Annotated in this window: 22 protein-coding genes and 2 pseudogenes; 13 read left to right on the top strand and 11 right to left on the bottom strand. The window is 71.2% G+C overall.

From position 1 onward, the window contains the following. The first annotated feature begins 117 nt into the window (after positions 1–117). A complete protein-coding gene (locus HUT19_RS02845; protein WP_176178899.1) occupies positions 118–978 on the top strand; it encodes a helix-turn-helix domain-containing protein in 861 nt (286 codons plus the stop codon). A 123-nt stretch (positions 979–1,101) separates the two neighbouring features. Here HUT19_RS02845 and HUT19_RS44180 read toward each other — a convergent pair. Further along, positions 1,102–1,218 (bottom strand): annotated as a pseudogene (locus HUT19_RS44180) (hypothetical protein); the annotation flags it as partial. 70 nt (positions 1,219–1,288) lie between these two features. Beyond that, positions 1,289–1,978, bottom strand: a pseudogene (locus HUT19_RS02840) (aldehyde dehydrogenase family protein); the annotation flags it as partial. A gap of 71 nt (positions 1,979–2,049) precedes the next feature. On the opposite strand from HUT19_RS02840, the gene HUT19_RS02835 reads away from it, so the two are divergent. Beyond that, entirely contained in the window at positions 2,050–2,409 is a 360-nt protein-coding gene (locus tag HUT19_RS02835) for a TetR family transcriptional regulator C-terminal domain-containing protein (RefSeq protein WP_176186405.1), read from the top strand. 85 nt (positions 2,410–2,494) lie between these two features. On the opposite strand, the gene HUT19_RS02830 is transcribed toward HUT19_RS02835, so the two are convergent. Continuing rightward, complete coding sequence (locus tag HUT19_RS02830) at positions 2,495–4,462, bottom strand: hypothetical protein (RefSeq protein WP_176178898.1); 1,968 nt, start codon at positions 4,460–4,462, stop codon at positions 2,495–2,497. A 251-nt stretch (positions 4,463–4,713) separates the two neighbouring features. On the opposite strand from HUT19_RS02830, the gene HUT19_RS02825 reads away from it, so the two are divergent. The 6 genes from HUT19_RS02825 (at position 4,714) to HUT19_RS02800 (ending at position 11,799) form a co-directional block, all read left to right on the top strand. Continuing rightward, a complete protein-coding gene (locus HUT19_RS02825) occupies positions 4,714–6,054 on the top strand; it encodes an ABC transporter substrate-binding protein (RefSeq protein ID WP_254885404.1) in 1,341 nt (446 codons plus the stop codon). Next, the gene (locus HUT19_RS02820; RefSeq protein ID WP_176178896.1) at positions 6,051–6,968 is read left to right on the top strand and encodes a carbohydrate ABC transporter permease; all 918 of its coding nucleotides are present in this window, start codon (positions 6,051–6,053) and stop codon (positions 6,966–6,968) included. The genes HUT19_RS02825 and HUT19_RS02820 overlap by 4 nt, the downstream gene beginning before the upstream one ends. Further along, entirely contained in the window at positions 6,965–7,792 is an 828-nt protein-coding gene (locus tag HUT19_RS02815; RefSeq protein WP_176178895.1) for a carbohydrate ABC transporter permease, read from the top strand. The genes HUT19_RS02820 and HUT19_RS02815 overlap by 4 nt, the downstream gene beginning before the upstream one ends. Before the next feature lie 2 nt (positions 7,793–7,794). Then, a complete protein-coding gene (locus HUT19_RS02810) occupies positions 7,795–9,561 on the top strand; it encodes an alpha-galactosidase (protein ID WP_176178894.1) in 1,767 nt (588 codons plus the stop codon). Between the two features lie 2 nt (positions 9,562–9,563). Next, on the top strand, positions 9,564–10,553 hold the full coding sequence (locus HUT19_RS02805; protein ID WP_254885403.1) for a LacI family DNA-binding transcriptional regulator: 990 nt from the start codon (positions 9,564–9,566) through the stop codon (positions 10,551–10,553). Between the two features lie 193 nt (positions 10,554–10,746). Continuing rightward, positions 10,747–11,799 (top strand): acyl-CoA desaturase, encoded by a 1,053-nt coding sequence (locus HUT19_RS02800; RefSeq protein ID WP_176178892.1) that lies wholly within the window; start codon positions 10,747–10,749, stop codon positions 11,797–11,799. An 18-nt stretch (positions 11,800–11,817) separates the two neighbouring features. Here the strand turns inward: HUT19_RS02800 and HUT19_RS02795 are convergent, their stop codons facing one another. Genes HUT19_RS02795 through HUT19_RS02785 form a run of 3 tightly spaced genes read right to left on the bottom strand, consistent with a single transcriptional unit; the run spans position 11,818 to position 14,169 of the window. Next, on the bottom strand, positions 11,818–12,642 hold the full coding sequence (locus tag HUT19_RS02795) for a hypothetical protein (RefSeq protein WP_176178891.1): 825 nt from the start codon (positions 12,640–12,642) through the stop codon (positions 11,818–11,820). A 31-nt stretch (positions 12,643–12,673) separates the two neighbouring features. Beyond that, positions 12,674–13,711, bottom strand: coding sequence for a hypothetical protein (locus tag HUT19_RS02790; protein WP_176178890.1), 1,038 nt, complete (start codon positions 13,709–13,711; stop codon positions 12,674–12,676). Between the two features lie 2 nt (positions 13,712–13,713). Then, entirely contained in the window at positions 13,714–14,169 is a 456-nt protein-coding gene (locus tag HUT19_RS02785; protein WP_217712237.1) for a hypothetical protein, read from the bottom strand. Positions 14,170–14,249: 80 nt separating this feature from the next. On the opposite strand from HUT19_RS02785, the gene HUT19_RS02780 reads away from it, so the two are divergent. The 3 genes from HUT19_RS02780 to HUT19_RS02770 all read left to right on the top strand — a co-directional run bounded on the left by HUT19_RS02780 (position 14,250) and on the right by HUT19_RS02770 (position 19,406). Next, positions 14,250–17,891 carry a CHAT domain-containing protein gene (locus HUT19_RS02780; protein WP_176178888.1) on the top strand — a complete coding sequence of 1,214 codons (3,642 nt, stop codon included), beginning with the start codon at positions 14,250–14,252 and terminating at the stop codon, positions 17,889–17,891. A gap of 35 nt (positions 17,892–17,926) precedes the next feature. Then, positions 17,927–18,571: a hypothetical protein gene (locus HUT19_RS02775; RefSeq protein ID WP_176178887.1), complete on the top strand. Its 645-nt coding sequence runs from the start codon at positions 17,927–17,929 to the stop codon at positions 18,569–18,571. A gap of 97 nt (positions 18,572–18,668) precedes the next feature. Next, positions 18,669–19,406, top strand: coding sequence for a hypothetical protein (locus HUT19_RS02770; protein WP_254885402.1), 738 nt, complete (start codon positions 18,669–18,671; stop codon positions 19,404–19,406). Between the two features lie 242 nt (positions 19,407–19,648). Here HUT19_RS02770 and HUT19_RS02765 read toward each other — a convergent pair whose 3' ends face one another. Further along, on the bottom strand, positions 19,649–20,107 hold the full coding sequence (locus HUT19_RS02765; protein WP_176178885.1) for an SRPBCC family protein: 459 nt from the start codon (positions 20,105–20,107) through the stop codon (positions 19,649–19,651). A 173-nt stretch (positions 20,108–20,280) separates the two neighbouring features. Further along, complete coding sequence (locus HUT19_RS42725) at positions 20,281–20,910, bottom strand: hypothetical protein (protein WP_254885401.1); 630 nt, start codon at positions 20,908–20,910, stop codon at positions 20,281–20,283. Here HUT19_RS42725 and HUT19_RS42720 point away from each other — a divergent pair. Next, positions 20,817–21,149, top strand: coding sequence for a LysR substrate-binding domain-containing protein (locus HUT19_RS42720; RefSeq protein ID WP_368661741.1), 333 nt, complete (start codon positions 20,817–20,819; stop codon positions 21,147–21,149). The two genes, HUT19_RS42725 and HUT19_RS42720, sit on opposite strands and share 94 nt — an antisense overlap. A 284-nt stretch (positions 21,150–21,433) precedes the next feature. Next, a complete protein-coding gene (locus HUT19_RS02750) occupies positions 21,434–22,321 on the top strand; it encodes a universal stress protein (RefSeq protein ID WP_176178883.1) in 888 nt (295 codons plus the stop codon). A 124-nt stretch (positions 22,322–22,445) separates the two neighbouring features. On the opposite strand, the gene HUT19_RS02745 is transcribed toward HUT19_RS02750, so the two are convergent. From HUT19_RS02745 to HUT19_RS02735, 3 genes are all read right to left on the bottom strand, one after another. After that, positions 22,446–23,621, bottom strand: coding sequence for a cation:proton antiporter (locus HUT19_RS02745; RefSeq protein ID WP_176178882.1), 1,176 nt, complete (start codon positions 23,619–23,621; stop codon positions 22,446–22,448). Positions 23,622–23,625: 4 nt separating this feature from the next. After that, positions 23,626–24,126, bottom strand: a complete 501-nt coding sequence (locus HUT19_RS02740) for a cation:proton antiporter regulatory subunit (RefSeq protein WP_254885400.1) — start codon at positions 24,124–24,126, stop codon at positions 23,626–23,628. Positions 24,127–24,461: 335 nt separating this feature from the next. Continuing rightward, positions 24,462–24,800, bottom strand: a complete 339-nt coding sequence (locus HUT19_RS02735; RefSeq protein WP_254885399.1) for a helix-turn-helix domain-containing protein — start codon at positions 24,798–24,800, stop codon at positions 24,462–24,464. Between the last annotated feature and the right edge of the window lie 83 nt (positions 24,801–24,883).

The following is a 24,883-nucleotide window of genomic DNA, read 5'->3' as shown; positions in this document are numbered from 1 at the left end:
CACCGCCTACTCTGTCGGCCGGGCCGGTGGCGCGGCAGGCCGCCGTTCGCCGGGGAGCCCCGTTCCAGGCCCTGCCACGCCCCCCCAGCGGGCTTGCGCTGCTGAGACAATGAACGGATGAGCGATGACAACGGTGGTACGGAACTGGGCAGATACCTCAGGGCGCGGCGCGCCCTGGTGAGCCCCGAGGATGCGGGGCTGCCGCCCGGCGCGGGCATCCGCCGCACGCCCGGCCTCCGTCGCGAGGAACTGGCCACGCTCGCCGGTGTGAGCGTCGACTACTACACGCGTCTGGAGCGCGGGCGCGAGACCAACCCCTCCACCGCCGTCATCGACGCCATCAGCCGGGCCCTCCGGCTGTGCGGTGACGCGCACGAGCGGCTGCACGACCTCGCGGAGCTGGCCTCCGGACGGTTCACCGAGCCCCGGCCCGTCCCCGATGACACGGTGCGCGACTCGGTCCACCAGATGCTGGAGCGGCTGCGCCCCATGCCCGCCTACGTCGTCGACAGCTACAACTACTGCCTGGCCGCGAACCCGCCCGGGCGACGGCTCCTGCCGGGCCTGTGGGACTGGCCGCCGGAGGAGCGCAACGTCACCCGGTACCTCTTTCTGCACCCCGTCGGCCGTGCCCTCTACGCCCCCTGGAAGCAGACGGTCGCCCAGTCGGTGGCCCATCTGCGGGCGGTCGGGGGTGTCGATCCCGATGTGCCGCGCCTGGCCCGGCTGGTCGGGGAACTGCTTTTGAAGTCACCGGAGTTCGCCGAGCTGTGGAACCGGTACGAGGTACGGGAGCGCGGCGGCGGCATGAAGACGTTCGAGCACCCGAAGGTGGGTGGGATGACGCTGTCGTTCGAGGTGATGACGCTCGCCCGCAGTGGCGGGCAGCGCATGGTCGTCTACCAGGCTCCGGCGGGCTCCCCCGACGAGGAGGCCATGCTCCGCCTCGACCCCGCGGCCCACCCCTCCCCTCGGTGAGCGGCCGTACCGAGGGGAGGGGGCGGGGCAGGGCCGCGGACGACGGTGGCTCACAGCAGTCAGATGCTTGGGCTGGGTGTAGTCGAGCAGCCCGCCCATGGACAGATCGCTCCCGTAGCCGGAGTGTCCGACACCGCCGTGCGGCAGTTCGGCGACCGTGGTGCCATGGGTGTTGACCCAGACGATGCCGGTGCGCAGGGCCCGGCCCGCCGCATGGCGCGGTCGTGGTCCCGGGTCCACACACGGGCGGGAGCCCCTGCGGCACGGCGTTGGCCAGGCGCAGCGCCTGCGCCTCGTCGGCGAACGGCGGGACGGTCACCACCGGGCCGAACACCTCGCCCTGCACGAGCTCGTCGCTCTGGCGCACTCCCGTCACCACGGTCGCCTCGTGGAAGAAACCGGGGCGGTCCAGGGCGGAACCGCCCGCCACCACCTGGGCATGGACCGGCAGCCGGTCCAGCGCGCCGCGGACCGTGCGCAGATGCTCCGCGCTGTTGAGCGGACCGAAGTCGGCGCCCTTGTCATCGGGGTCGCCGGGGCGGAGCCGTGACACCGCGCCCGCGAAGGCGTCCACGAAAGCGTCGTGGACGCGCTCGTGGACCAGGATCCTGGTGGCCGCCGTGCAGTCCTGTCCGGCGTTGTAGAAGGACAGCGACGACAACTGCTGGACCGCGTGGTCGAGATCGGCGTCCTCGTGTATCAGAACCGGTGCGTTGCCGCCGAGTTCCAGATGGAGCCGTTTGAGGTCGGCGGCCGCGGCGGCGGCGATCTCCCGCCCGGCCCGTGCGCTGCCGGTGAGGGCGACCAGCCGTACGTCCGGGTGCGAGACCAGGGCCCGTCCGGCGTCGCGGTCGCCGCACACCACGTTCAGCACACCCGGTGGCAGATGCTCCGCGGCGAGCCGGGCGAGCGCCACCGTGGACCGCGGTGTGGTGTCGGAGGGCTTGAGCACCACGGTGTTGCCCGCCGCCAGCACCGGGGCGATCTTCCACACCGCCATCATCAGCGGGTAGTTCCACGGGGTGATCTGGGCGCACACCCCGACGGGCGACGGCGCCCGCCGCCGTCGTCCTGGCCAGGATCGTCCACAGCCTGCTGCCCACCGACCCCGAACTCCGCCAGGACTGGCGCCTGTGGCAGGAGCTGTGGGTACGGTCGCTGCGCGACGAGACGACGCGGGTGTTCGCCGTCGACCTGTACGCCCAGCTCCACGCTTGGGTCGGCGGAGCGATCGAGCAGGGTGTGGCATCCGGTGAGTTCCGCCCGGCCGACGTGGACCGTCTGGGCACCCCCGTACTGGCGCTGAGCGACGGATACGGGATCCGGCTGATGCTGGGGGATCCCACGGTCGACGTGGACGACGTGCTGGCCGCCATCTGGCGGCCGGTCGCCGAGGAACTCGGCCTGCCGCCGGACTTCCCCGAGATCTGACCCGCGGCCGCACCCCTGCCGGCGGAACGGGCCGCCGCGCCGGAGAGCGGCACCCGGTGCGGCGGCGGTTCGGGGGAGGGGAGGGTCAGCCGACCCGGACGGTGCTGGACGCTCCGGGGGCCACGGAGACAACGGCATAGGTGTAGATCGCGCCGTCCACCTTCTTGGTGCGCACGGGACGCTTCTTCCCGTCGACCGTGATCCGGCTGTGCTTGCCGGGGAACCGTGCCTCCCAGGTGTAGGTGGCGCCTCCGGAGGTGTGGGCGAGGGTGGAGGAGGTCGCGCCGTCGTGACGCAGGGTGAAGGTGCTCTTGCCGATGCGCAGATGGTCCAGCTTCAGCCAGTCCATCCCGCTGGGCAGCCGTGACTGGGTGGTCAGGGAATGGCGGGGCGCGTCGGGCGCGACGCCCATCAGCCCCTGGACCGTCTGGCTCAGGAGGGTGAAGGACACCTCGGGGTAATCCCCGTTGGGGCCCTGGCGGCTGACGGTGTGCTGGGTGTTCCGCCGGTCGTAGATGTGGCGCATCCACTTCCAGGCCGTGTCCGCGCGGTTGTGCCGGAAGAAGGTGTCGGGGAGGTAGGTGAGGGCCTCGATGTTCACGGGCCTGCCCGAGCCGCTCGCCTGCTCGTCGATGTAGTCGAGGTAGGCGTTGTTGCGGGGGCCGGGGTCGATGATGCCCTTCATCGGCATGAACCAGCTGTTCTCCTTGCCCCAGCCGGTGACCGCCGTGCCATCGGTGCGGTAGGCGCGCACCATGGACGCGCCCGAGCCATCGCCGCTCCAGGTGGTGTTGAAGTACTCCTTGAGCTGCTTGGCCCGTGCGGCGGACGCTTTCGCGAGGGAGCGGTCGCCCTTGTCGCGGGCGAGCTCCGCCAGCGCGCGGTACGCCTGGTACTGCGCCGCGATGCCGTCGCCGCCCTCGGCGAGGTGATCGTTGCCCTCCTCGTTGTAGCTGGCGGCCCCGGCGAAGATGCCCTCCCCGGTGCCCTCGGCCACCTGGACCTTCCCGTTGTCCTTGGTGCCGTCGTGCAGGTCGACGAACTCCTTGGTCGCGTGGCGGTAGTAGTCCCAGAAGGCGGTGTCGTCGAGGTAGGCGCGGTCGCCGCTCCAGCGGTAGGCCTCGTTGGCCTTCTCCACCAGTTCGAAGGTGGCGGGCACTTCGCGGACGAAGTCGTCGGGGCCGTGGTAGTCGATCGCGTGCGCGGTGGTGGTGTCGAAGTTGAGCGACCAGACCGGGTAGTAGCGGTGCTCGGCGGTGGAGGAAGCGGCGTAGGAGCGGAGCATCGCCTTGTTCTCGTCGCCCAGCCCGAGGATGGCGGCTCCGCCGAGTTGGTGGGCGAAGTCGCGCGCGTAGTACGCGCTGCGGTGGGCATAGCCGGCCCAGTAGGCCGAGCCGTAGGTACCGGTGCCGGTTCCCGAGCGGTGGTTCTCGTCGACGTTCAACGGGCCGGTGGTGCCGGGGAGGTGCACCCAGCTGTTGGCCTTCCGCTTCGACCAGTTGAACATTTCCACGATCCTCGGGTCCGAGGAGCTGAGCGTGGGGTCCACCGGGGACGACGGCGACACCATGACGTCGTCGGCGTTGACCCAGCTGTCGCCGGACTCGAAGGCGATCTCCAACTGGTCGTCGGGCTTCAGGGCGACCCGGCTGATGGTGTAGCGGGCGTACGTCGGGCGACTGGGCAGCGCGACGGAGTCCATGACCTTTTTGTTCACCCGCGCCGTGAAGTGGGCGCCGGGCCCTCCGGTGGCGATCCACGCGGAGAAGTCATAGGTGCCGGACTGGCGGGCCGTGATGGTCTGCGACGCCTTGTTGTCCGGACCCTCGTCGAGGTAGAGCAGCCGGGTGCCGCCATGGGGCATGTTGGTGGCGGTCCCCGCACCGGAGGTGAGGGTCCAGCCCGCGCCCTCCTGCTCGAAGCCGGGGTCGGTAACGGTCAGTGGGGCTTCCGCGGCGGCCGCGGCGGGCGCCCCATCCGTCGGTAGAAGCGTTACGGCGAGCGCGCTGAGCGCGGCCAGCGCGGACAGCACGTACAAGCGGGAAGGTCTCATCTCTTTCTCCCGGTCGTCATTGGCGTGGACGGGAGCCGGGGCGGCCCTTGGGGCGGCGACGTTAGCAATCGGCCATCTGGCTTGCAATGAGTGTGAGCATGCTTTCTTTAGCGACGTCAATGAACAAAATAAAGTGTGCGGAAAGATTGCAGTGAATCTTTGCAAGCACTACGTTCCTGTCACCACCTCTCGTGCCACGGCGCAGCTGTGCGCGCAGCCGCAGACAGGGATCAGTCATGAACGTTTCGCCCGTGAACACTCCTCTCGGCATCGACCGCCGAAGACTCCTCCGGCTCGGCGGCGCGCTCGCCGCCGCCGCCTCGCTCTCCGCGTGCTCCGGCTCCGGCGGGACCGGTGGCGCGGGCGACAAGAACAAGGCCTCCCTCACGGTCTGGAGCTGGCAGGAACCGGCCAAGGCGCTGAAGGCACTGGTGCCGGAGTTCCGCAGGAAGCACCCGGGTATCAAGGTGACCGTCGAGGACATCGGGAACCCGGCCATCTGGGACAAGATCACCACCGCGATGGCGGCCCGAGGCGAGGGGCTCGCCGATGTGCTGCACATCGGCGTCGACTACCTCCCCGGCTACACCGAGAAGTTCCCGGACGGACTCGCCGACCTGGGCGAGCTGGGCGCGAACAAGTACCGCCGGGCCTTCGCCTCCGGCCTGTGGCGCACCGTCTCCCCGGACGGCAGCAGGGTCAACGCCCTTCCTTGGGAGGCCAATTCGGCGGGCTTCTGGTACCGCGAGGACCTCTTCCGGAGGGCAGGTGTCGAAGCGGGCTCCCTGGCCACCTGGGACGACGCCATCGAGGCAGGAAAGAAGATCAAGGCGAAGACCGGCACCCGCCTGATCGGCATGGACAAGCCCGCTTCCCAGGCCGACGCCGCCAACTTCTTCCAGATGCTCCTCCAGCTCCAGGGCACCTTCTACTTCAACGCCGACGGCGACATCACGCTCGACTCCCCGGAGGCGGTGCGTGCCATGAAGATCATCAAGCGGCTGAACGACGCCGGGCTGGTCGACGACTACTCCGGCGGCTGGAGCACGATGGTGAGCTCGCTGAAGAAGAGCACCGTCGCCGTACAGCCCATGCCCACCTGGTTCGGCGGTGTCATCGAGCGCGAGGTCCCCCAGCAGAAGGGTAAATGGCGCGTCCAGCTGCCCCCGGCCGTCCACTCCGGCGGCTCCCGTTCGGCCACCGTCAACTCCACCCACCTCGCCGTCGCGGGCAGCAGCCCCCACCAGGCCGCCGCCTGGTCCTTCGTCGAGTACGTCCTCACCCGTCCGGCCTCACAGGCGAAGATCTACCGGAGCGCGGCCATCGCCCCGGCCCTGATGAAGGCATACGACGACGCCGCCTTCCACGAGCCCTCCGCCTACTTCGGCGGACAGAAGCGAGGAGAGGTCTTCCTCAGGGCGCTTCAGGCGCCCTCCCGGGCGTTCAACTACTCCGCCGACTACGCCCGCGCGCTCAAGGTGGTCACCGATGCCCAGACCAAGGTGCTGCTCAAGGGCGCCGACGCGGCCGAGGTGCTGGGCGATGCCGCCGACCGGCTCGGCAAGCAGACCGGACGGAAGATCGTCCGATGAGCGCGGTCCTCCACACGGCAACCGCCCCCGCCGGAGCGGCCCGAGCGAGGAGAAGCCGACCGCGCGGGCGCATCGCCCCCTACCTCTTCATCCTGCCCGCCGTCGCCCTCTTCGCGGCGTTCAAGCTGTACCCCATCGGCTGGTCCTTCGTGCTCAGCCTCCACAAGTCGGTGGGCGGCACCGACACCTTCGTGGGGAGCGAGAACTACCGGCGGCTGGTCGACGATCCGCTCTTCTGGACCGCGCTGAAGAACACCGCCGTGGTGCTCGCCGTCCAGGTCCCGGTGATGCTGGCCCTCGCCACCGGACTCGCCGTCGCGCTCAACTCAACGCTGCTGCATGGGCGTCCGGTCTTCCGGCTGGGGTTCTTCCTGCCGATGATCACCGGTCTGGTGGCCTACGGCATCATCTTCTCCGTCCTCCTCCACAAGGAATACGGCCTGGTCAACTGGTCCCTGGAACACCTCGGTATCGACGGCATCCCCTGGCTGACCGATCCCCTCTGGGCGAAGATCTCCATCGGCCTCGCGCTGACCTGGCACTACACCGGCTACAACGCGGTGATCCTGCTGGCCCGGCTGCAAACCGTACCGAAGGAGCTCTACGACGCGGCCGCGGTGGACGGAGCAGGGCCCTGGCACTCCTTCCGGCATGTGACCCTGCCGGGGCTCCGCCCCGCACTGCTGCTCACCACGGTCCTCTCCACCATCGGCACCCTGCAACTCTTCGACGAGCCGTACATCCTCACCGGAGGCGGTCCGGACAACGCCACCCTGACCATCGGCGTGTACCTCTACCAGACCGCCTTCAAGTACTTCGACTTCGGCTACGCCTCGGCCATCGCCTATGTGCTCGCTGTCCTGATCGGAATCCTGGGACTGATCCAGTTCCGGGTGCTGGGAGACAAGTCGTGAGACCCGCACAGCGCCGCAACGGCATCCTGCTGACCTCCTCGCTCGCCATCACCCTGGCCGCGGTGGTCATCCCCCTCTACTGGCTGATCGTCGCCAGTACCCACAGCAGCCGCGAGATCTTCAACAGCCCTCCGCCCCTGCTGCCCGGCGGCCACCTGCCGGAGAACCTCGACACCCTCCAGCGGACCGCCTCCTTCGGCCGCGTGGTGCTCAACTCCACGCTGATAGCGGCGATGTACACGCTGTGCGCCGGCGCGGTGTGCACGCTCGCCGGATACGGCTTCGCCAAGTACCGCTTCAAGGGCCGCGAAGCGCTGTTCGGACTGCTGATGCTGGGGCTGGTGATCCCGGTCCAGGTGACCTTGATCCCGCTGTTCAAGCTGATGGCGGAGCTGGAGTGGCTGAACACCTACCAGGCCGTGATGATGCCGAATCTGGCCCTGCCGTTCGGTATCTTCCTGATGCGCCAGTCGATGGCCGCCGTCCCCGACGAACTGCTCGACTCGGCCCGGATGGACGGCTGCGGCGAGCTGCGGCTGTTCTGGAAGGTGGTCCTCCCGCCGATGAAACCCGCCCTCGCGGCACTCGCCATCTTCCTCTTCCTCTACCAGTGGAACGACTTCATCTGGCCGCTGATCGTGCTGCGCGACAGCCAGTCGTTCACCATCCCCGTGGCCCTCGCCGCTCTCCAGGGCCTGAACAACACCGACTACGGGGCCATCCTCGCCGGTACCGCCGTCGCCGCGGTGCCGATGGCCGTCGTCTTCCTCGTGCTGCAACGCCACTTTGTCTCCGGCCTGCTGGCCGGTGCCGTGAAGGAGTGACCATGTCCCACGCGACGCACCAGGCCGTCACCACCGCGGAGCTTGCTCCCGCGGCCCGTGAGCCGCTGCTCGACGGAGTGAGCATCGCAGTGCCGGCCCCCGGCGCCGACGTCACCTGGGACCTTGTCGAGGAGTCCGGGGGCCCCAGCACCCTGTGGCTGCGGGCCGACGGCGCCCCCATCGAGGTCCGGTTCTCCGTACCGCTCGGGGACGCCGCCGGATACTGGCATCCGCGCGTGGGATGGCATCGCACCCTGCTCGCCGACTGGGAGGGGCGATCGGTGGCCTCCCTGGTCGACGGACACGCCGCGGGGTGCCTCTACGACCACTCCGGCGCCACTCTGCTGACCTTCGCGGCCGTCGATCCGGTCCCGGAGACCACCCTGCGGTTCGGGGTGTCGGAGGAGAACGACACCTATGTCGTCCATGTCCATCTGCCCGCGTCGGACGGCCCGCACCGGTTGCTGCTCGTACCGCGCGCGGAGTCGGTCGCCGCGGCGCTGCGCGTCCTGCGCGCCTGGTTCACGGCCGAGGTGACGGCGCTGCCGGTGCCCGACAGCGCACGCACACCCGTCTACTCCACCTGGTACGCCTTCAACCAGCAGGTGGACGCGGTTTCCCTGGAGACCCAGGCCCGCCTGGCCGCCGAACTCGGCTGCGGAGTTCTGATCCTGGACGACGGCTGGCAACGCCACGGCCACGGTCGCGGCTACGCGGGCTGCGGCGACTGGGAGCCGGACGAGGCCAAGTTCCCCGATTTCACGGCTCATGTCGGCCGGGTGCGCGGATACGGTCTGCGCTACATGGTCTGGATCGCCCCGCTCCTGCTGGGCCCACGGGCCGCATGCCACGCACGCTGGGCACCGTATGCCACGCGCCCCGCCACGGTCCCCGGCGCAGCCGTCCTGGACCCCCGCCACCCGGAAGTGCGCTCCCGGATCGTCGAGAGTTGCGTACGCCTGGTGCGCGACCACGGACTCGACGGTCTGAAGGTGGACTTCCTCGACCAGGCCATGGTGTACGCGGGCGACGGCGCCGGGGATGTCGGCGTGGCGATGGCCCTCCTCCTGGCCGACCTGAGGTGCGCGCTCCAGACCGTCCGCCCCGGCGTGCTGCTGGAACTGCGCCAGCCGTACACCGGTCCCGGTATGGCCCCGTACGGCAATATGATGCGCTCCTTCGACTGCCCGGCGGACGCCACCGCCAACCGGGTCCGCACCATCGACACCTCACTGCTCACCGTCGGTGGCGCGGTCCACTCCGACATGCTGCTGTGGGATCCGGCCGCCCCGGTCGAGGCCGCGGTGCGCCAGCTCATCGGCACCTTCCACTCCGTGCCGCAGCTCTCGGTGCGGCTGGACCGGCTTCCCGCGGGACACCGTGAGGCGATCGCGTTCTGGCTGGCCGAATGGAGCCGTCTGCGTCCGCAACTGCTGGACGGTACGGTCGAACCCGGGCGACCCGACGAGCTCTACACGCTGGTCCGTTCGACCGCCGACGGGGTGTGCGTCATCGATGTGCACAGCGATCGCGTCGTGCCGCTGCGGCCCGCCGGGCACCACGAGATCGTGCTGGTCAACGGAACCCCGGCGGACCGGCTCACCGTGGCGGTGGGGGAGGACTCCCGCGCCGCGGACATCACGGTGCACGACCCCCGTGGCCGTATCATCGACCGGTGCCGTCGTGTGCTCACGCCCGGCGTGCACACGGTCCCCGTGCCGAGCATGGGACTGGCCACACTCCGGATCAGGGAAGGCGGCACACAGTGAAGGTGGGGATCACCGAGGTCGCCACGCGGGCAGGGGTCAGCGAGGCGACCGTCAGCCGTGTGATCAACCGGCGGCCGGGCGTCTCCAAGAAGACCCGCGACACCGTCGAGCAGGCCATGGCCGAGCTCGGCTACGAACGCCCGACCCAAGGCCAGCTGGTCGCGCTGCTCACCGAGCACGTCTCCAATCCGTTCTTCGCGGACGTGGCCGAGCGGATCGAGTCCTCGCTCGCACCCCACGGCCTGAAGACGGTGGTGTGTCCCGCGTTCCCCGGCGGTGTCCAGGAGCGCGACTTCATCGCCTCCCTGGTGGACAAGGGCATCGCGGCGGTGGTGTTCCTCTCCGCGTCGAACACCGTCGAGGGAGCGGACCTCGAGACCTACGGGATGCTGCGGACGCGTCGCATCCCATACGTGGCCATCAACGGGGAGTTCGCGGACGGAGTGCCCGCGCCGGTCTTCTCCACCGATGACCTCCTGGCCGCCGAACTGGCCGTCGACCACCTCCACCGGTTCGGACACCGCAGGATCGGCATGGCCTCCGGCCCGGTGGGCAACCACCCGGCCGACAAGCGGGTCGAGGGTTTCCTGACGGCCATGGCGAAGCGCGGCATCGAGGACCCCGAGCGCTGGGTGATCCGGCAGTCGTACACCGTCGAGGGCGGCCAGTCGGCCGCCACCACCCTCCTCGGCCTCGGTGCCACCGCGATCGTCGCGGCGAGTGACTACATGGCGCTCGGCGCCATCCGCGGGGTGCGACGCCAGGGCCGCTCGGTGCCCGGCGACATCTCGGTGGTGGGATACGACGGGTCGATGATCACCGAGTTTGTGGACCCCCCGCTCACCACGGTGCGTCAGCCCGCCGACCGGCTGTCGCTGGAAGTCGGCCGCACGGTGCTGGCCCTGGTCAGCAATCGCGATGTCCCCACCGGTGAGCTGCTGTTCGACCCGGAGCTGGTGATCCGCGCCAGTACCGGCCCAGCTCCTTCCTGAACGGCTGAGCCGGGGCCCACACACACCAGGCCGGTCGGGGCGCCCGGACCGGCCAGGTGTAGCCAGCCCCCCTGCGGAACCCGGGGGCTGGCCCCCGTGCGGCCGGGGTGCTGCCGCCATGGTGCCGTGGGGCCCCAGTCCCTACGTTTGGGCAGGTCAGAGCGTTACGACCGCATCAGTACCGGAGCCCTCCATGTCCCAGGCCACCGCGCCGTCCGTTCCCACCGCACCTGTCGGCGGCACCGCGCCGCCAGGGAGTGAATTCGCTCCCCTGCTGCGGACGGTCAGGACCCAGGGGCTGCTGGAGCGCCGCCGAGGCTGGTACACACGGATGATCACCGTGAACGCCCTCGCCCTGGCCGCCGTGGTGACAGCGATCGTCCTCGCCGGGGACACCTGGTGGACACTGCTGCTCGCCCCGCCGCTCGCGGTCCTGTCCGCCCGCACCGCCTTCGTCGGCCACGACGCCGGGCACGCCCAGATCACCGTCGGCCGCCGGGCGAACCGGGTCATCGGACTCATCCACGGCAACCTGCTGCTGGGTATGAGCTACGCGTGGTGGAACGACAAGCACAACCGGCATCACGCCAACCCCAATCACATCGAGAAGGACCCCGACGTCGGTGTCGGCGCCCTGGTGTGGACAGCGGAACAGGCCGCCGTACGCCGGGGGTTCGCCCGCTGGGTGACCCGCCACCAGGCCCGGCTGTTCTTCCCGATGCTGCTCCTCGAAGGGCTCGCGCTGAAGGTGAGCAGTGTCCAGGACCTGCGGCGGCAGCCGGTGCGTGAACGGGCCGTCGAAGGGGTGCTGCTGGCGCTGCACGCGATCGGTTATGGCGCTCTGCTGCTGACCTGCCTGCCGGTGGGCAAGGCCGTCGTATTCGCCCTGCTGCACCAGGCGCTGTTCGGGCTCCACCTGGGAATGGCCTTCGCGCCCAACCACAAGGGCATGGAGATGCCCGATCCGGCGGGCGAGCGCTGGGGCCATCTGCGCCGCCAGGTCCTGACCTCGCGGAACGTCCGCGGCGGGCCGCTCACGGACTGGCTGCTCGGCGGGCTGAACTACCAGATCGAACACCACCTCTTCCCCCACCTGCCCCGGCCCCATCTGAAGCTCGCACAGCCTCTGGTCCAACAGCACTGCCGCACCCTGGGGCTGTCGTACGCCCAGACCGGGCTGCTCGACTCGTACCGGCAGGGGCTCCGGCATATGCACACGGTCGGCAGCGCGGCCCGGTCCGCGTGAGACGCGGGCACCGGCCGGTCATGGGCCCGCCGACGGGTGCTCGGGGTCGATGTGCTTGGGCCGGTTCTCGAAGACCTTGGCGATCACCCAGCGCCGGCCGCGTCGGCCGGCTTGTTTGCCGGGGTAGATCCGCAGGTCGTAGTCGTCCGTGAGGTAGGCCGACTCCATCGCTCCGGCGTGGAACACGGCCTCCGTCCGGCCTTCGTCCGCCGTGAATTTCCGGTAGTGATTGCCGGTGATCCGGGGACTGCCCTCGAACACGTCGGGCATCACGCTCTCGCAGAGCCCTGTCATGAACTCCGCCGACGGCGGCTTCTTCCCTTCGACCAGCACGATCACATGGACCAGCCGCTTGTTGAGGCGCTCGGTCTGGGCGGACTGCCGCCGTCCGTTCGGCGCGGGAGCGTGGTCCAGCTGCCGGCCGCAGCGCGGACAGTCCAGGCCGTGCCCGGCGGATCGCGCATGGCGTTTGCACAAGGTGACACCGCAGTCCTCGCAGCATCCGCCCATCGGATTGCTGATCATCGCGCCGCCCCTGTGGCCGTCCAGCAGGTGGTGGGCGCTCACCCAGGACACCCCGCATCCCGGCGCTTCACAGGCGCAGAACACCGCGTTCAGGCGGGTGTCGAACAGCTGCCTGGTACCGAGCTGTTCGTCGGGAGCGGCTTCACTCGTCGTACGGGCCCCGGCGTAGATCAATGCGCTGGCCAGTTGCCGTGCCTCCGGCAGGTCGGGGTAGACGTCGAAGACGACCAGCAGCCGTTCCAGGGCCGATCGGTAGCGATGCGCCGACATCAGTGCGGTCGCCTCGTCCAGCAACTGCTGTGTCCATCGCGACACCATGGGGATCCTTCGTCCTTCGGTCAGGGGTGAGCTAGTCGGCAGCGGGCGGTGGTGCGGGAGGCGGTACGTACAACGCGCGCGTGAGAGCGTCGCCGACGTCCGGCGTGAGGGGCGTGGGCCCGGTGCCGTCGACATCGTCCGCGTCGTCGGGCGGGCATGCGGGACCCGGCAGGACGGCGGGCCCCGGGGGTGCGGCGGGCCCCGGGAGCGCGGAGGTGAGGCCGAGGCGCAGGGCGAGCTCGCCGCCGTGCAGCCGGGCCGCGGCCTCCAGCAGCAGGGCGTAGTTGTCCGCGGCGGCACGGGTGCGGGACCGGCCCGCGAGGGCCAGGGTGAGGCTGATGAGAGCGGCGGGCCACCACCGTCCGGCGACCGGAAGGTACAGCAGGGCCCATGCGGTGAGGGTGCTGCCACGGTACAGGGACTGGCGTGCCGCGGAGATCTCCGCACGGGTCGGTTCGGGCAGGATGAGCCACAAGTACGGCCACACCGTGGCCAGATCGAGCCGGTGGACCCGCTCCAGACGGGCGGACACGCTGTGGATGCGATCGCCGCTCCAGGTGGGGCGGTCGGGGAGTTCCGCCGCGACACGGGTCATGGCGAGGTGGGCCGCCCACCGCGCGGTGGGGTCGCCGCGCTCGCCCCGGCCGCGGGCGCGCCGAGCCTCCGTCAGCAGCCGGTGGTAGCCCTGGGCGGCTGTGGTCCAGCGTTGCCGACGGCGCTCGACGCGCAGCCGGGCCGGGGCGCGCAACGGGCGTGGCCAGGCGCGCCAGCCGGCGCCCAGGCAGATGCGCTCCACGAGTGAGCCCAGCGCCTGCGCGGCGAGCCCCGCCCCGGCGGAGCCGGCCAGCACGGCGCCGAGGACCACGACCTGCCCGCCGAAGGTGCCGACCGCCCGGGCCTCCGCCGCCGCCGAGATCCGCTCGGTCAGCTGGTGCGGGTCGACGGCGTGGCCATGGCCGAGCAGCGCCGCCGTGCCCAGGACGGCGAGGTAGAGGGCGCCCGGCAGGACGAGGAGTGACAGCCAGCGTTCGGCGAGCTTCTTCCCGAGTTCGGAGAGCAGACCGCCCATGGCTACAGACGGTCCCGTCGCAGCGGTTGGCCGGTGATGGCACAGCGCGGCAGAGGCACGGTCGGGTGCGGAACCCAGGAACGCGCACACCGGTGCGCCGGACACAAGTAGACGATGTCGGCCGGGCCCGGTGCCGCGCCGCGGGTCAGCCCGGTCACCTGGTGCAGACCCGGGCCGCCGGGCAGCCCACCGTCCCCGAGTCCGCGGGCGCCGTCCTCCGCGCCGTCGAGCGCGTGCACACCGCGGGCGTCGCCGTCCGCCTGGAGCAGCAGATGCAGATGCTCCAGCGCCCCGTCGACCTCCCCGCCCGAACGCACCGCCGCGAGGAGCCGATCCAGCGGTCCGTCGTCGCCCAACTGCCCCTCGAGCAGCTGTGATCGGAGCTGTTCCAGGTTCTGGCAGACGTACGCCACGGCGTTGGCTGTGCGAACGGCCGGCCGGCCGGGGCCGTCACTCAACACGTCCTCCCTATAGTGATGCAGCGCACACCAGGCTCCAACATGCAGTGTGACATGGGTACGAGGGGACGAGGTGCCGAATGCGGTGGAAGTCGTTCAGCGGTGGTCACGGCCGCAAGGGGCCGGAGGACTGGGTTCGGCGCGGGAGCGAGGCATGGGAGCGATTCGACCGGACCGGCGCCACGGCGGACTTGGACGAGGCTGTTGCCGCCTACCGCACGGCGGTGGCGCGGGCTCCGCGGCGCCATGCGGACCGTGCGAGTCTGCTGTACGACCTTCAGGTCATGCTGCATGCGCGCAACGCGCGGACCGGCGCCCTGGCGGATCTGGACGAGGCCGTGGCCGCCGGGCGGGAGGCCGTCGCCCTCGCCCCCGCCAACGCGGGCTATCTCTCGGTCCTCGGCGCCGTCCTCACCGAGCGCTTCGAGCAGAGCGGGCGGACCGCCGATCTCGAACAGGCCATCGCACTGGGCCGCGAGGCCGTCGCGCTCCCGCCCACCGGCTCCTCCGACGTCGAGGCCTCGCTCACCAACCTGGGCTCCGCGCTGCACCGGCGATACCAGTGGACGGGATCCCTGGCGGACCTGGAAGAGTCGGTCGACCTGGCACGTACCGCGCTCGCACTGAGCCAGCCCCGGTCCTCCGGACGCAAGGGAGCTCTGGCCAATCTCACGGACGGGCTGACCTCGCTCCACCTCAGAACCGGGCGACCGGAGGCCCTGGACGAGGCCGTCTCCTTCGCCCGACGGGCCGTCAGGGCCGAACCGGCCACCGGCGTCCATCAGCTGGCCTGCCTGACCGACGCGGGCAACGCCCTGCTGCTGCGGTACGAACGCGACGGTGCGCACGCGGACCTGGAAGAATCCATCGCCCTCGGGCGCGAGGCCGTCGCACTGACCGTGACCCACCCCACCGTGCGGCCACCGTTCCTCATCAATCTCATGAACCGGCTGACACTCCGGTACCAGCGGGGAGGCCCGGACGCGGACATCGAGGAGGCGCTCGTGCTGGGCCGCGAGGCGATCGACCTGGCCCCCCTTCACCATCCCGAGCGCCCCGGATACCTGGCCCACCTGGTGAACACCCTCGCTCTGCGGTCGCTGCACAGCGGCCGTACGACCTTCCTCGACGAGGCGGTCACCCGCTCCCGCGAAGCCGCCGAGGCCACGCCCTCGTCCGCCCCGCCCGAGGTCAGGGGCGCCTGTCTCACCACCTTCTGCCAGGCCCTGCGCAGCCGCTTCGAACAGGTGGGAGAACTCGCCGACCTGGACGAGGCGATCGCGGTCGGCCGCGACTCCCTCCCGCTCCTCCCCACGGGAACCCGTGGCGCCCTCCGTCAGTCCGTCGTCCTGATCGAGACGCTGTACGTACGGTTCCGGCACACCGGATCCATGGACGACCTGGGCGAGGCGATCGCCCTCTCGCGCGCGGACCTGGCAGCCGCGTCCCGCGACCCCGTGGACCGTGCCAGTCCGCTCGCCTTCCTCGGCATGCTGCTGTGGACCCGTTACGAGCGCACGGACCACGACGCCGACCTGGAGGAAGCGGTCCGGTTCTGCCGCGAGGCGGTGGCGGCGACCGTCCACGAGGACCAGTTGACGTCACGTCTGGCCAACCTCGCGGCGGCGCTGGTGGCACGTTTTCAGCAGACCGATCTGCCGTCCGACCTCGACGACGCCATCGACGCGGCCCAACGCGCCGTCCAGCTCACCCCGCGGCGGGACACCGAGCTCCCGCGCTACCTCTCGAACCTCGCCTACGCCCTGACCCTGCGGTTCCGACGGACCGGCGGGAGACCGGACGTGGACGAGGCCGTCACCGTCGGCCGGGACAGCGTCGCACTCATCCCCGCCCACCATCCCGAACGGGCGAAGTTCCTCGGCAACCTCGGAGGCGCGCTGAGGACCCGGTACGAGCACTTCGCGGCCGAGGCGGACCTGGAGGCGGCCATCGCCGCCTTCACCGAGGCGGCGGGAGCGGAGTCCGCACCGGCCTCCCACCGCGTCGGCGCCGCACGGAGCGCGGCCGAACTCATCGCCCCCACGGACCCCGCCCTCGCCGCCGACGTCCTGGAAGCGGCGGTCCTGCTGCTCCCCGAGGTCAGCCACCGGCGCCTGGCACGCGGCGACCAGCAGCACGCGCTCGGCGATGCCCGCCGACTGGCCGGTGATGCCGCGGCTCTCGTCCTCTCCGCTCCGCGGCGGTCCGGCACCCAGGACCCCGCCCTGCGCGCCCTGCGGCTTCTGGAGACCGGACGGACCGTCCTCATCGGCCAGGCGCTCGACGCCCGGGACGACCTGTCGGAACTCCGCAGGCGCCACCCCGGGCTCGCCGCCCGATTCCTCGACCTGCGAGACCGCCTCGACCAGCCGCCGCCCGCGCTCCTCGTGCCCCAGCTGCCCGCCGACGGCGGCTCCCCGGCCCACTCCGGTGCCCCGGCAACGGAGCCGCCCGCCGCGCTGAACCGACCGGCTCTCGCCGCCGAGTTCGCCGCCACCCTCGCCGAGATCCGCGCCCGCCGCGGATTCGCCTCCTTCGCCCTGCCGCCCACCCCGGAAGACCTGATGACCGCGGCGGAGCACGGCCCGCTGGTGGTGCTCAACGTCAGTACGTACGGCAGCCACGCCCTCCTGCTGACCCGCGACGGTGTGTCGGCCGTCCCGCTCCCCGCACTCGATTTCGAGAGCGTGATCGCCAGGACGGACGCCTTCCACGGCGCCGTGCACGGAGCGGTGGCGGGCAGCGACAGCACCGAGCGCCGCGCGGCCCAGGGCCGCTTGCGCGAGGTCATGGAGTGGCTGTGGGACGCCGCGGCCGGACCCGTCCTGGAGCGGCTGGAGTTCCGGCACCGGCCGACGGGGGAGCCGGACACCTGGCCCCGGCTGTGGTGGGTGCCGAGCGGCCTGCTGAGCCTGTTACCGCTGCACGCCGCCGGCCACCACACCGAGGCCACGGACGGCACCGCACCCCGTACGGTCATGGACCGCGTGGTGTCCTCCTACACACCCAGCGTCCGCGCACTCCACCACGCCCGCGCACACGCCCCCGCCACGGACATCTCCCCGGCCGGGATCCCCCGCGCCCTCGGCGTCGCGATGCCCGTCACCCCCGGCATGCCGGGAGGAGGCCGCCTGCACCACGTGAGCGAGGAAGTCGCCGTGCTCCGACGGCATCTCCCCGATGTGGTGGCCCTCGACGGCGGAGCCGATCCGGCCGTGCCGGTCAAGGCCGATGTGCTGAAGCGGCTGCCGGACTGTCCCGTCGCCCACTTCGCCTGCCACGGTCACAGCGATGCCACGGACCCCTCCCTCAGCCGTCTGCTGCTCCAGGACCACGAGCGTGACCCCCTCACCGTCGCCGCCCTCGCTCCCGTCGTCCTCGACCGTGCCCAGCTCGCCTACCTGTCGGCCTGCCGCACCGCGACCGTCACCCACGGGGCCTTCCTCGACGAGGCCCTCCATCTCGCCTCGGCCTTCCAGGTCGCGGGCTTCCCGCGGGTCGTCGGCACCCTCTGGGAGGTCGACGACCGGCTCTGCGTCGCCATCGCCGACCGCTTCTACGCCCATCTGCGCACCGCGGAGGGCGGCCTGGACACCCGCCGCGCCGCGTACGCGCTGCATCGCGCACTCCTCGCCGTACGCGACGGGCAGGACCTGCCGGGCCCCCTCACCAGGGCGGCGACCCCGTTCCTGTGGGCAGCGCATATCCACGTCGGAGCCTGAAGGCCCCGGGCCGCACCACACCTTACGGAGACCCCATGCTGTTCAAGCGCTTCCGGAGGAAGCCGACGGAAGAACCGCTCACCTCGCCCCCGGCACCCGAGCACGAGGACGCGCGGTGGATGCCGGAACCGGACGGGCCCGACAGCGAAGGGATGATCACCCTTCCCGGTACCGGCTGGACGGGCGAGTGGTGGAGGGAGATGCCCGTCCGGGTTCCATGGCGGGTCGACGTCAGCGAGTTCCTGAGCCGCCGCCCGCTGCCGTACCTCTGGCCGGACGACCCCGAGTACCGGGCGCACGTCGACGGCGGGGAACACCCCGAGCAGCTGCTGCACATCAGTTGGACCGATGTATTCCTCCACCACCCCGACGACAGCGTCGTCATCCAGTGCCTGCGCGACGCCTTCACCGGGGACAACGTCGGGAACCTCACCAGCGTCGCCGACCTCCTCGGCCACACCTGTGCGCCGGAGGTCAAACAGGAAGCCGCCAAGGCGGTGTGGCGGCTCAGCGACGAGGGAGTGCACCGGGTCTTCAACGTGCTGCTCTCCCGCGGGTTCTTCCCCTCCGACTACGCCGCCCTCTGCGTCCACGAGGCGCTCGGCCACCTGCGCGCGATGTGCCCTCCGGAGAGGGCCGGGACACTCGCATCGGAACTCGGCGGTCCCGACCAGGACTGAACGCGGGCGGCCGGTCGACGGGCCGGGTCGGCCGCGGCGAGGAAGCTCCCGAACGTCCGCACCGCGGCCGCGGGGCAGGAGCGGCATGATGAACTCCATGACGACCAGCGCGGAGCTGCACCCGGTCCGGATACCGGGCTACGGGGGTGGTCCCTTCACCCACCGCACCGAATTCCTGGACGAGAACGTGTTCTGGCTGGGGCACCTCTCCCACTGCGCCCAGGGCGCGGAAAGCGAGGAAGCCGAAGAACTGCTGTTCGGCGCGGACTACGACGCGGCCGGGGACTTCCAGCACCGACTGTTCCAGCGTGCCGACTGGCCCGCTTTCACCATCCCGCTCACCGCCGGCCACCGCCTCCACGTCGTCTACCGCACCGTCGAGGGCGACGAAGGCACCGACTACCTCCTGCACCACCCCGACTGGGAGGAAGCCGTGCTCCTCGCCCGGGACGAGGGATGCTTCATGGGCCCCGGCCTGTCCTGGCCGGAGCTGGTCGCCGCCGCGGACAACGCACTGCCCGGTGGCTCCACCACCGATGCCCACGCCCGCCTGCTGCTCCTGCTGCCCGCACTCGGTGACGACGCCCTGCCCGACCACGCAGCCGACCGTCTGGCAGTCGCGTTGCGCGCCCGCACCGGTGTCGAAGCCCCCGAACCGCTCGCCGGTGCCCTCCTGGAAAACCAGGGCCTCTGGGGTCCCGCACACTGGACCACGCCTGTAGCCGGTCTCCGTATCAACGACGGTGAGTACTCCTTCCGCAACCCCGCCAACCGGTTCGCCCTGCCCGCCGCGCTCCTCGCCCGTGTGGCTGCCGCACTCGCCCCTCACGAGTGAGTCCTCCTCGATGGCTTCGCAGGACGAACACACCCACTGGGTCCGGTTCGTCGGGTGGACGTTGTTGTGCGTCTCGACGGTCCTGTACATCGCGCCGACGCATCTGCCGCGCTTGCTGCGCGCCATCCCCGTTCGGGGGAGCAGTGCGACGACCGCCGGTCCGGGCACACGGGAGCCCGCGCGTTGACGCGCGGGCTCCCGGTCAGCCCGGCTGCCGTCGTCACCGTACGGACGCCGGGGAGTCAGCCGGGGTTGATACGGCCCCGCCAGCCGCCCTCTTCCTGGCCCCGGTGTTCGATGAAGTCCTTGAACCGGTGCAGATCTCCCTTGATCCGGCGGTCGAGCGTCCCGGTCATGTCCGCGGCCTTCTCCGCCAACCCGGTCGGTTCGAAGACGATGGCCAGATTGACCTCGGTATGGCTCGCGTCCAGGGGCCGGAATGTCACCAGGCCCTGCTGCCGCACATCGCCCGAGGTCGTGCGCCAGGCGATGCGCTCGTCGGGGAGCTGGTCGACGATCTCGGTGTCGAACTCACGGTGCACACCGGCGATGGAGGTCGACCAGTGGTTGTGCCGGTCGTCCACCTGGGTCACCCGATCCACGCCTTCCATGAACCGCGGGAACTCGGTGAACTGCGTCCACTGGTTGTAGGCCGTGCTCAGCGGAACGTCAACCTCGACGGACTCCCGCACGGTGCTCATCAGTGACTCCTTTCTTCGTTGTCACGGCACCGGGTTACCGGACGGCGCGCTCGTAAAACGTCCCGGCCGGGACGGCCGGGACGGCGGCTCAGCCGGGCAGCAGCAGGCCGACCGCCGGCGCTGCCACCACCGCGGCGGAGACCAGCGCGGTAACGCCCCGCCCCCGTGGGCCGTCAGCGTCCTGCCCAGTGCGCTCCACCCGCGGCCAGCAACAGCTGCCGGCTCACGGAGGCGGTGATCACGGCGGCCACGAAGACCGCTGGGACGGAGGGGCCGGCTCCGGTGCCCGCGCCTCCGGCGGGCACCAGCGCTGAGAAGCAGATGACCGCCCAGGGGTTCACCAACCTCAGGACCAGGAAGGCGAGATAGGCCCGGACGGGGCGGCCCAGCAGGTTCCGCTCCGGGCCGGCCGCGTCGTCCCGTTGCCGGTGGCGCGGTGCCCGTACGGCGGCCCGCGACGCCATGCCGAGCATGACCGCGGCGATGGCGCGCAACGGGCCCGCCACCGGGGCGACGGTCCGCGAGACGGCGGCGCCCCCGACCACCGCGACCAGGGCGCGGCAGCCGTCGGCGGTGCCCGACCCCGAGCGCAGCTGCGCCAACTCGCGGCGCGGATCGGCCTGGAGCTGTTGGAGCCGACGGGCCGCCGGGTACGGCTCACCCCCGCGGCACTGGCGCTGCTCGGGCATGCCGACGCGCTGTTCGCGCGCTGGGAGGAGGCCCGCGCGGATCTGGCCGGGTACCCGGACGGGACGGCCGATCAGCATCAACTGCTGCTGGCCGCCTGCGGCCGCCGGGTTCACCCCCGCGGGCGAGGCACAGTGCGGCCGACGGGTCCGCGATCGCGGCCCTGGTCGCCCACGGCTGCGGAATCTGTCTGCTGCCGCGGCCGGCGCCGGTACCGGACGGCCACCGGGACCGGGTGGTACGGGTACCGCTGCGCGGTGAGCCCGTACCGGTGCGGCGGTTCGTGGCGGCCGTACGGCGCGGCAGCGAGCGCCAGCCCCCGATCCCCGCCCTCCCTGTGGAATCGGCGTGTTGAAGCCGATCAAGAAGGGTGCGCTTGCAATGAGTTGGCGTGCGTTCCGGGTACCGCCGGACGCGGTACGGGTCGTCCACGTCCTGCCTGTGCAGCACAGCCCGCACCGGACCGGCCGGCCCCACACCTCATGATCTTGCGCCTCCACCCGAGGGGGTGAGCTGAGTAGTCCGCCCCGTGGACCGTATGGCCGGATGTGGCAGCCCATCGGCCCCCTGGCAGGGGAATGCCGCCGGGGTGACGCTGAGGGAGAGGCGCCGACACATGCTAAGGATGTGAGAGCCACAATGAGCGGTTTGGTGGTCGTGGGCGTGGACGGCTCGGCGTCGAGTCTCGCCGCGGTGGAGACGGCGGCGCGAGAGGCTCGGTGGCGTAGGGCCGGGCTGCGGGTGGTGCACGCGTTCCTGTGGCCTGCGATGCACGTGCCGCTCGGGCCGTCGGCGCTGGGCCCGCCCGAGGGCGGGATCCGGAACATGGTCGAGCACCTGGTGGCGGAGGCGGTGGCGTGTGCCAGGTCGGTGGCACCGGAGGTGGATGTCTCGCATGCGGTGGTGATAGGGGAGCCGCTGTCGGTGCTGGAGGCGCAGTCGCGTACCGCGCAGCTCGTGGTCGTCGGGTCGCGGGGCATGGGCGGGTTCGTCGGGCTGCTGGTGGGATCGACAGCGGTGCACCTGGCCGCGCACGGCAAGTGTCCAGTGCTGGTCGTGCGAGAGGCGGGTGACCAGGCGGGGCCGGTGGTTGTGGGCGTCGATGGTTCCATCGTGGGGGAGCAGGCGGTTGACTTCGCCTTCGCCGAGGCTGCTCTGCGGAAGGCGCCGGTGAGGGCGCTGCACGCCTGGACTACGTGGAATACGCCTTTGTCCGCGCCGCAGGATGCGGCGGTGCCGTATGCGAACCCGCCGGGCGCACTGGCCAGGGAAGAGGAGCGGCTGGTGTCCGAGGCGCTCGCCGGGCACCGGGAGCGGTACCCGGAGGTTGCAGTGGTACACCAGGTGGTGCATGGCCGGACGCGCGAGGCGCTGATCGAGGCGAGCCGTTCGGCACAGCTGCTGGTGGTGGGCGCCCGGGGGCGTGGGGGGTTCGCGGGGCTGCTGCTGGGGTCGGTCAGCCAGGCCGTCCTGCACCATGCGCACTGTCCGGTCGCCGTCGCGCGGGGTTCTGGTGGGCGGCGCTGATGTCGCTGGGGTGCCCGGTCGCCGGGATCGCCCCTGCACGCCGTCGCTGCCGGCAAGCGCCTGCGCCACCACACGATGGAGCAGGCTCCCTGCCCACGCCACCGCTGTTCCGGGCAGGGAGCGCTCACTGCGGCGTCGCCTCGTGGCGCGGCCTGCGGGCTACGGACGGCAGGCGTGCACCGGAGAAGCGGGTGATCATGGGTCCGGCCACGGCAAGCAGAAGGACATAGGCAGCCACGAGGGCGCCGAGCCGGTCGTGACGTACTCCCACCAGGCCGACGATGACGATGGAGAATTCGCCCCGGGCGATGAGCGCGGTCCCGGCCCGCAGCCGACCCCGGGGCCCCGCACCGTCCCGCCGCGCGGCAAACCAGCCGGAGGCCACTTTCGTCACGGCGGTGACCAGGGCCAGCAGCAGGGCGGTGGGCAGCACCGGAGGCAACATGGCCGGGCTCACGGACAGACCGATGGCGAGGAAGAACACCGCGGCGAACAGATCCCGCAGTGGGCTGAGCACCTCCCGCGCCCGCTGGGCTGTCTCGCCGGTGAGTGACAGTCCGACGAGAAACGCACCGACCGCGGCGGAGACGTGGACGGCCTCGGCGAGAGCGGCGACGATCAGCGTGACGCCGAGGACCCGCAGGAGCAGTTGCTCGGCCTCCGGATGCCCCAGCAGCCGGCCCAGGTGATGCCCCCACCAGTACGACACGGTGAACGCGGCCAGCACTGTCCCGAGTGCCAGCAGCACTCCCAGCAGTGCCTGCCGCCATGTGCCGCCGGCGGCGACGACGGCGAGCGGCGGAAGGTAGGCGGCCATCGCGAAGTCCTCCAGCACCAGCACGGACAGCACCGCGGGGGTTTCCCGGTTGCCCATCCGCCGCAGATCGGTCAGGAGCCGGGCGATGATGCCCGAGGAGGAAATGTAGGTCACGCCGGCGAGCGCGAGGATCCCGGCGGCGTCGAGCCCGAGCAGCCATCCCGCCACTGCTCCGGGGGCCGCGTTCAGCACCAGGTCGACCAGCGCGGAGGGCAGGTGACGGTGCAGACTGACCGTGAACTCCGGCACCGTGAACTCAAGCCCGAGCACCAGCAGCAACAGCACCACCCCGATACCCGCCCCGGTCTCCACGAACGTCCCGGCCGCCTGAACCGGCGCGATGCCTCCCTCGCCCAGGGCCAGTCCGGCCAGGAGGTACAGCGGGATGGGCGACAGCGCGAAACGCCGCGCCAGTGCCCCGAGCAGGCTCAGCGCGGCCAAAATGACCCCCAGTTCCAGCAGCAGGGGGATGGAGATCTGCACCGGCTCAGCCTCGGACGATCTGTTCCACCGCGGCGATCCCTTCATGGGTTCCGATCACCACCAGGACGTCCCCGGCGCGCAGGACCTGCCCCGGTCCCGGGGAGGGGATCACTTCCTCGCCTCGGACGACCGCCACGATCGACGCACCGGTCCGGGTCCGCGCCCTGGTCTCCCCCAACGGTTGGCCGGAGAACGGGGTACCCGCCGCCACCTCGACCTGCCCGGCACTGAGGCCGGGTACTTCCCTGGTGAGATCGGCGAACCGTTCGGCGATGCGCGGGGCGCCGAGGATCTCGGCGAGGGTGTCGGCCTCCTCTCCGGTCAGCCGGAGCACGGCCCGTGCTTCGTCGGGATCCTCACCCTCGTAGACGACCACTTCGAAGTCGCCCGACCGCCGGGCGACGACACCGATCCGGTCGCCGTCGCGGTTGACGAACTCGTAGCGCAGCCCCACCCCGGGCAGCAGCACCTCGTTGACGTCCACGCACATCACCCCGTCAGTCATAAATCCGGAACCCGTGCGACCCCCGTACCGGCGGCCCGCTCTGCACCGATATTCGGCAGATGCGTACGGCTACTCGAGCACGGGCGCCGGGCCCGGCCTGAGCCGTGCGGGTTGATGCCGGTGTCCTGGTCGTCGAGGGGTGTCGGCAGGGGCGTGCGGCCCGGTCGGCAGGCCGGATGGCTCCTGGCCGCGGTGGGCGGCGGCTCCGAGGCTGGGAGATGACACAGCCGCTCGCCGGTGGCCCTGCTGGACGGGAGCCCGGCTGCCCACGGGGAGCGGGCGGCCGGGACCGGCCGCTGTACGCCCTGGCGCCGCCGTCTGCGGTCCGGGCCGTCTTACGGGGCGGCGCGTTCGGGATCGGGGGTGGGGGCGTCCTCGCGGTGCAGGAAGGTGGCCAGGAGGTCGCCGACGGGGTGGTCCGCCTCGCTGGGATGGCGCAGGGCGACGGTGGGGTCGATGGTGTAGCGGTTGCGGCGGCCGACGCGCTCACGGGTGAGGTATCCGGCCGCTTCGAGGTCGGCGACGATCAGCTGGACGGCGCGTTCGGTGATGCCGATGGCGTCGGCGACGTCGCGCCCGCGCGCTTCAGGGTCGCGGGCGAGGGTGATCAGGACCCGGGCATGGTTGGTCAGGAAGGTCCACTGATCGCCGCGCGGGCTGGAGGGCCGGCTCATGGCCTTCATCATACGAAGTCAGCTTCGTATAACCAAGATTATTTCGCGCAAAATAATTGACGAAAAGGTTTTCGCGTAACTCT

This window comes from Streptomyces sp. NA02950 (assembly GCF_013364155.1).
Lineage (GTDB): Bacteria > Actinomycetota > Actinomycetes > Streptomycetales > Streptomycetaceae > Streptomyces.
The sequence above is the reverse complement of the archived record's forward strand: the minus strand, read 5'-3'. Positions and strand labels throughout refer to the sequence as shown.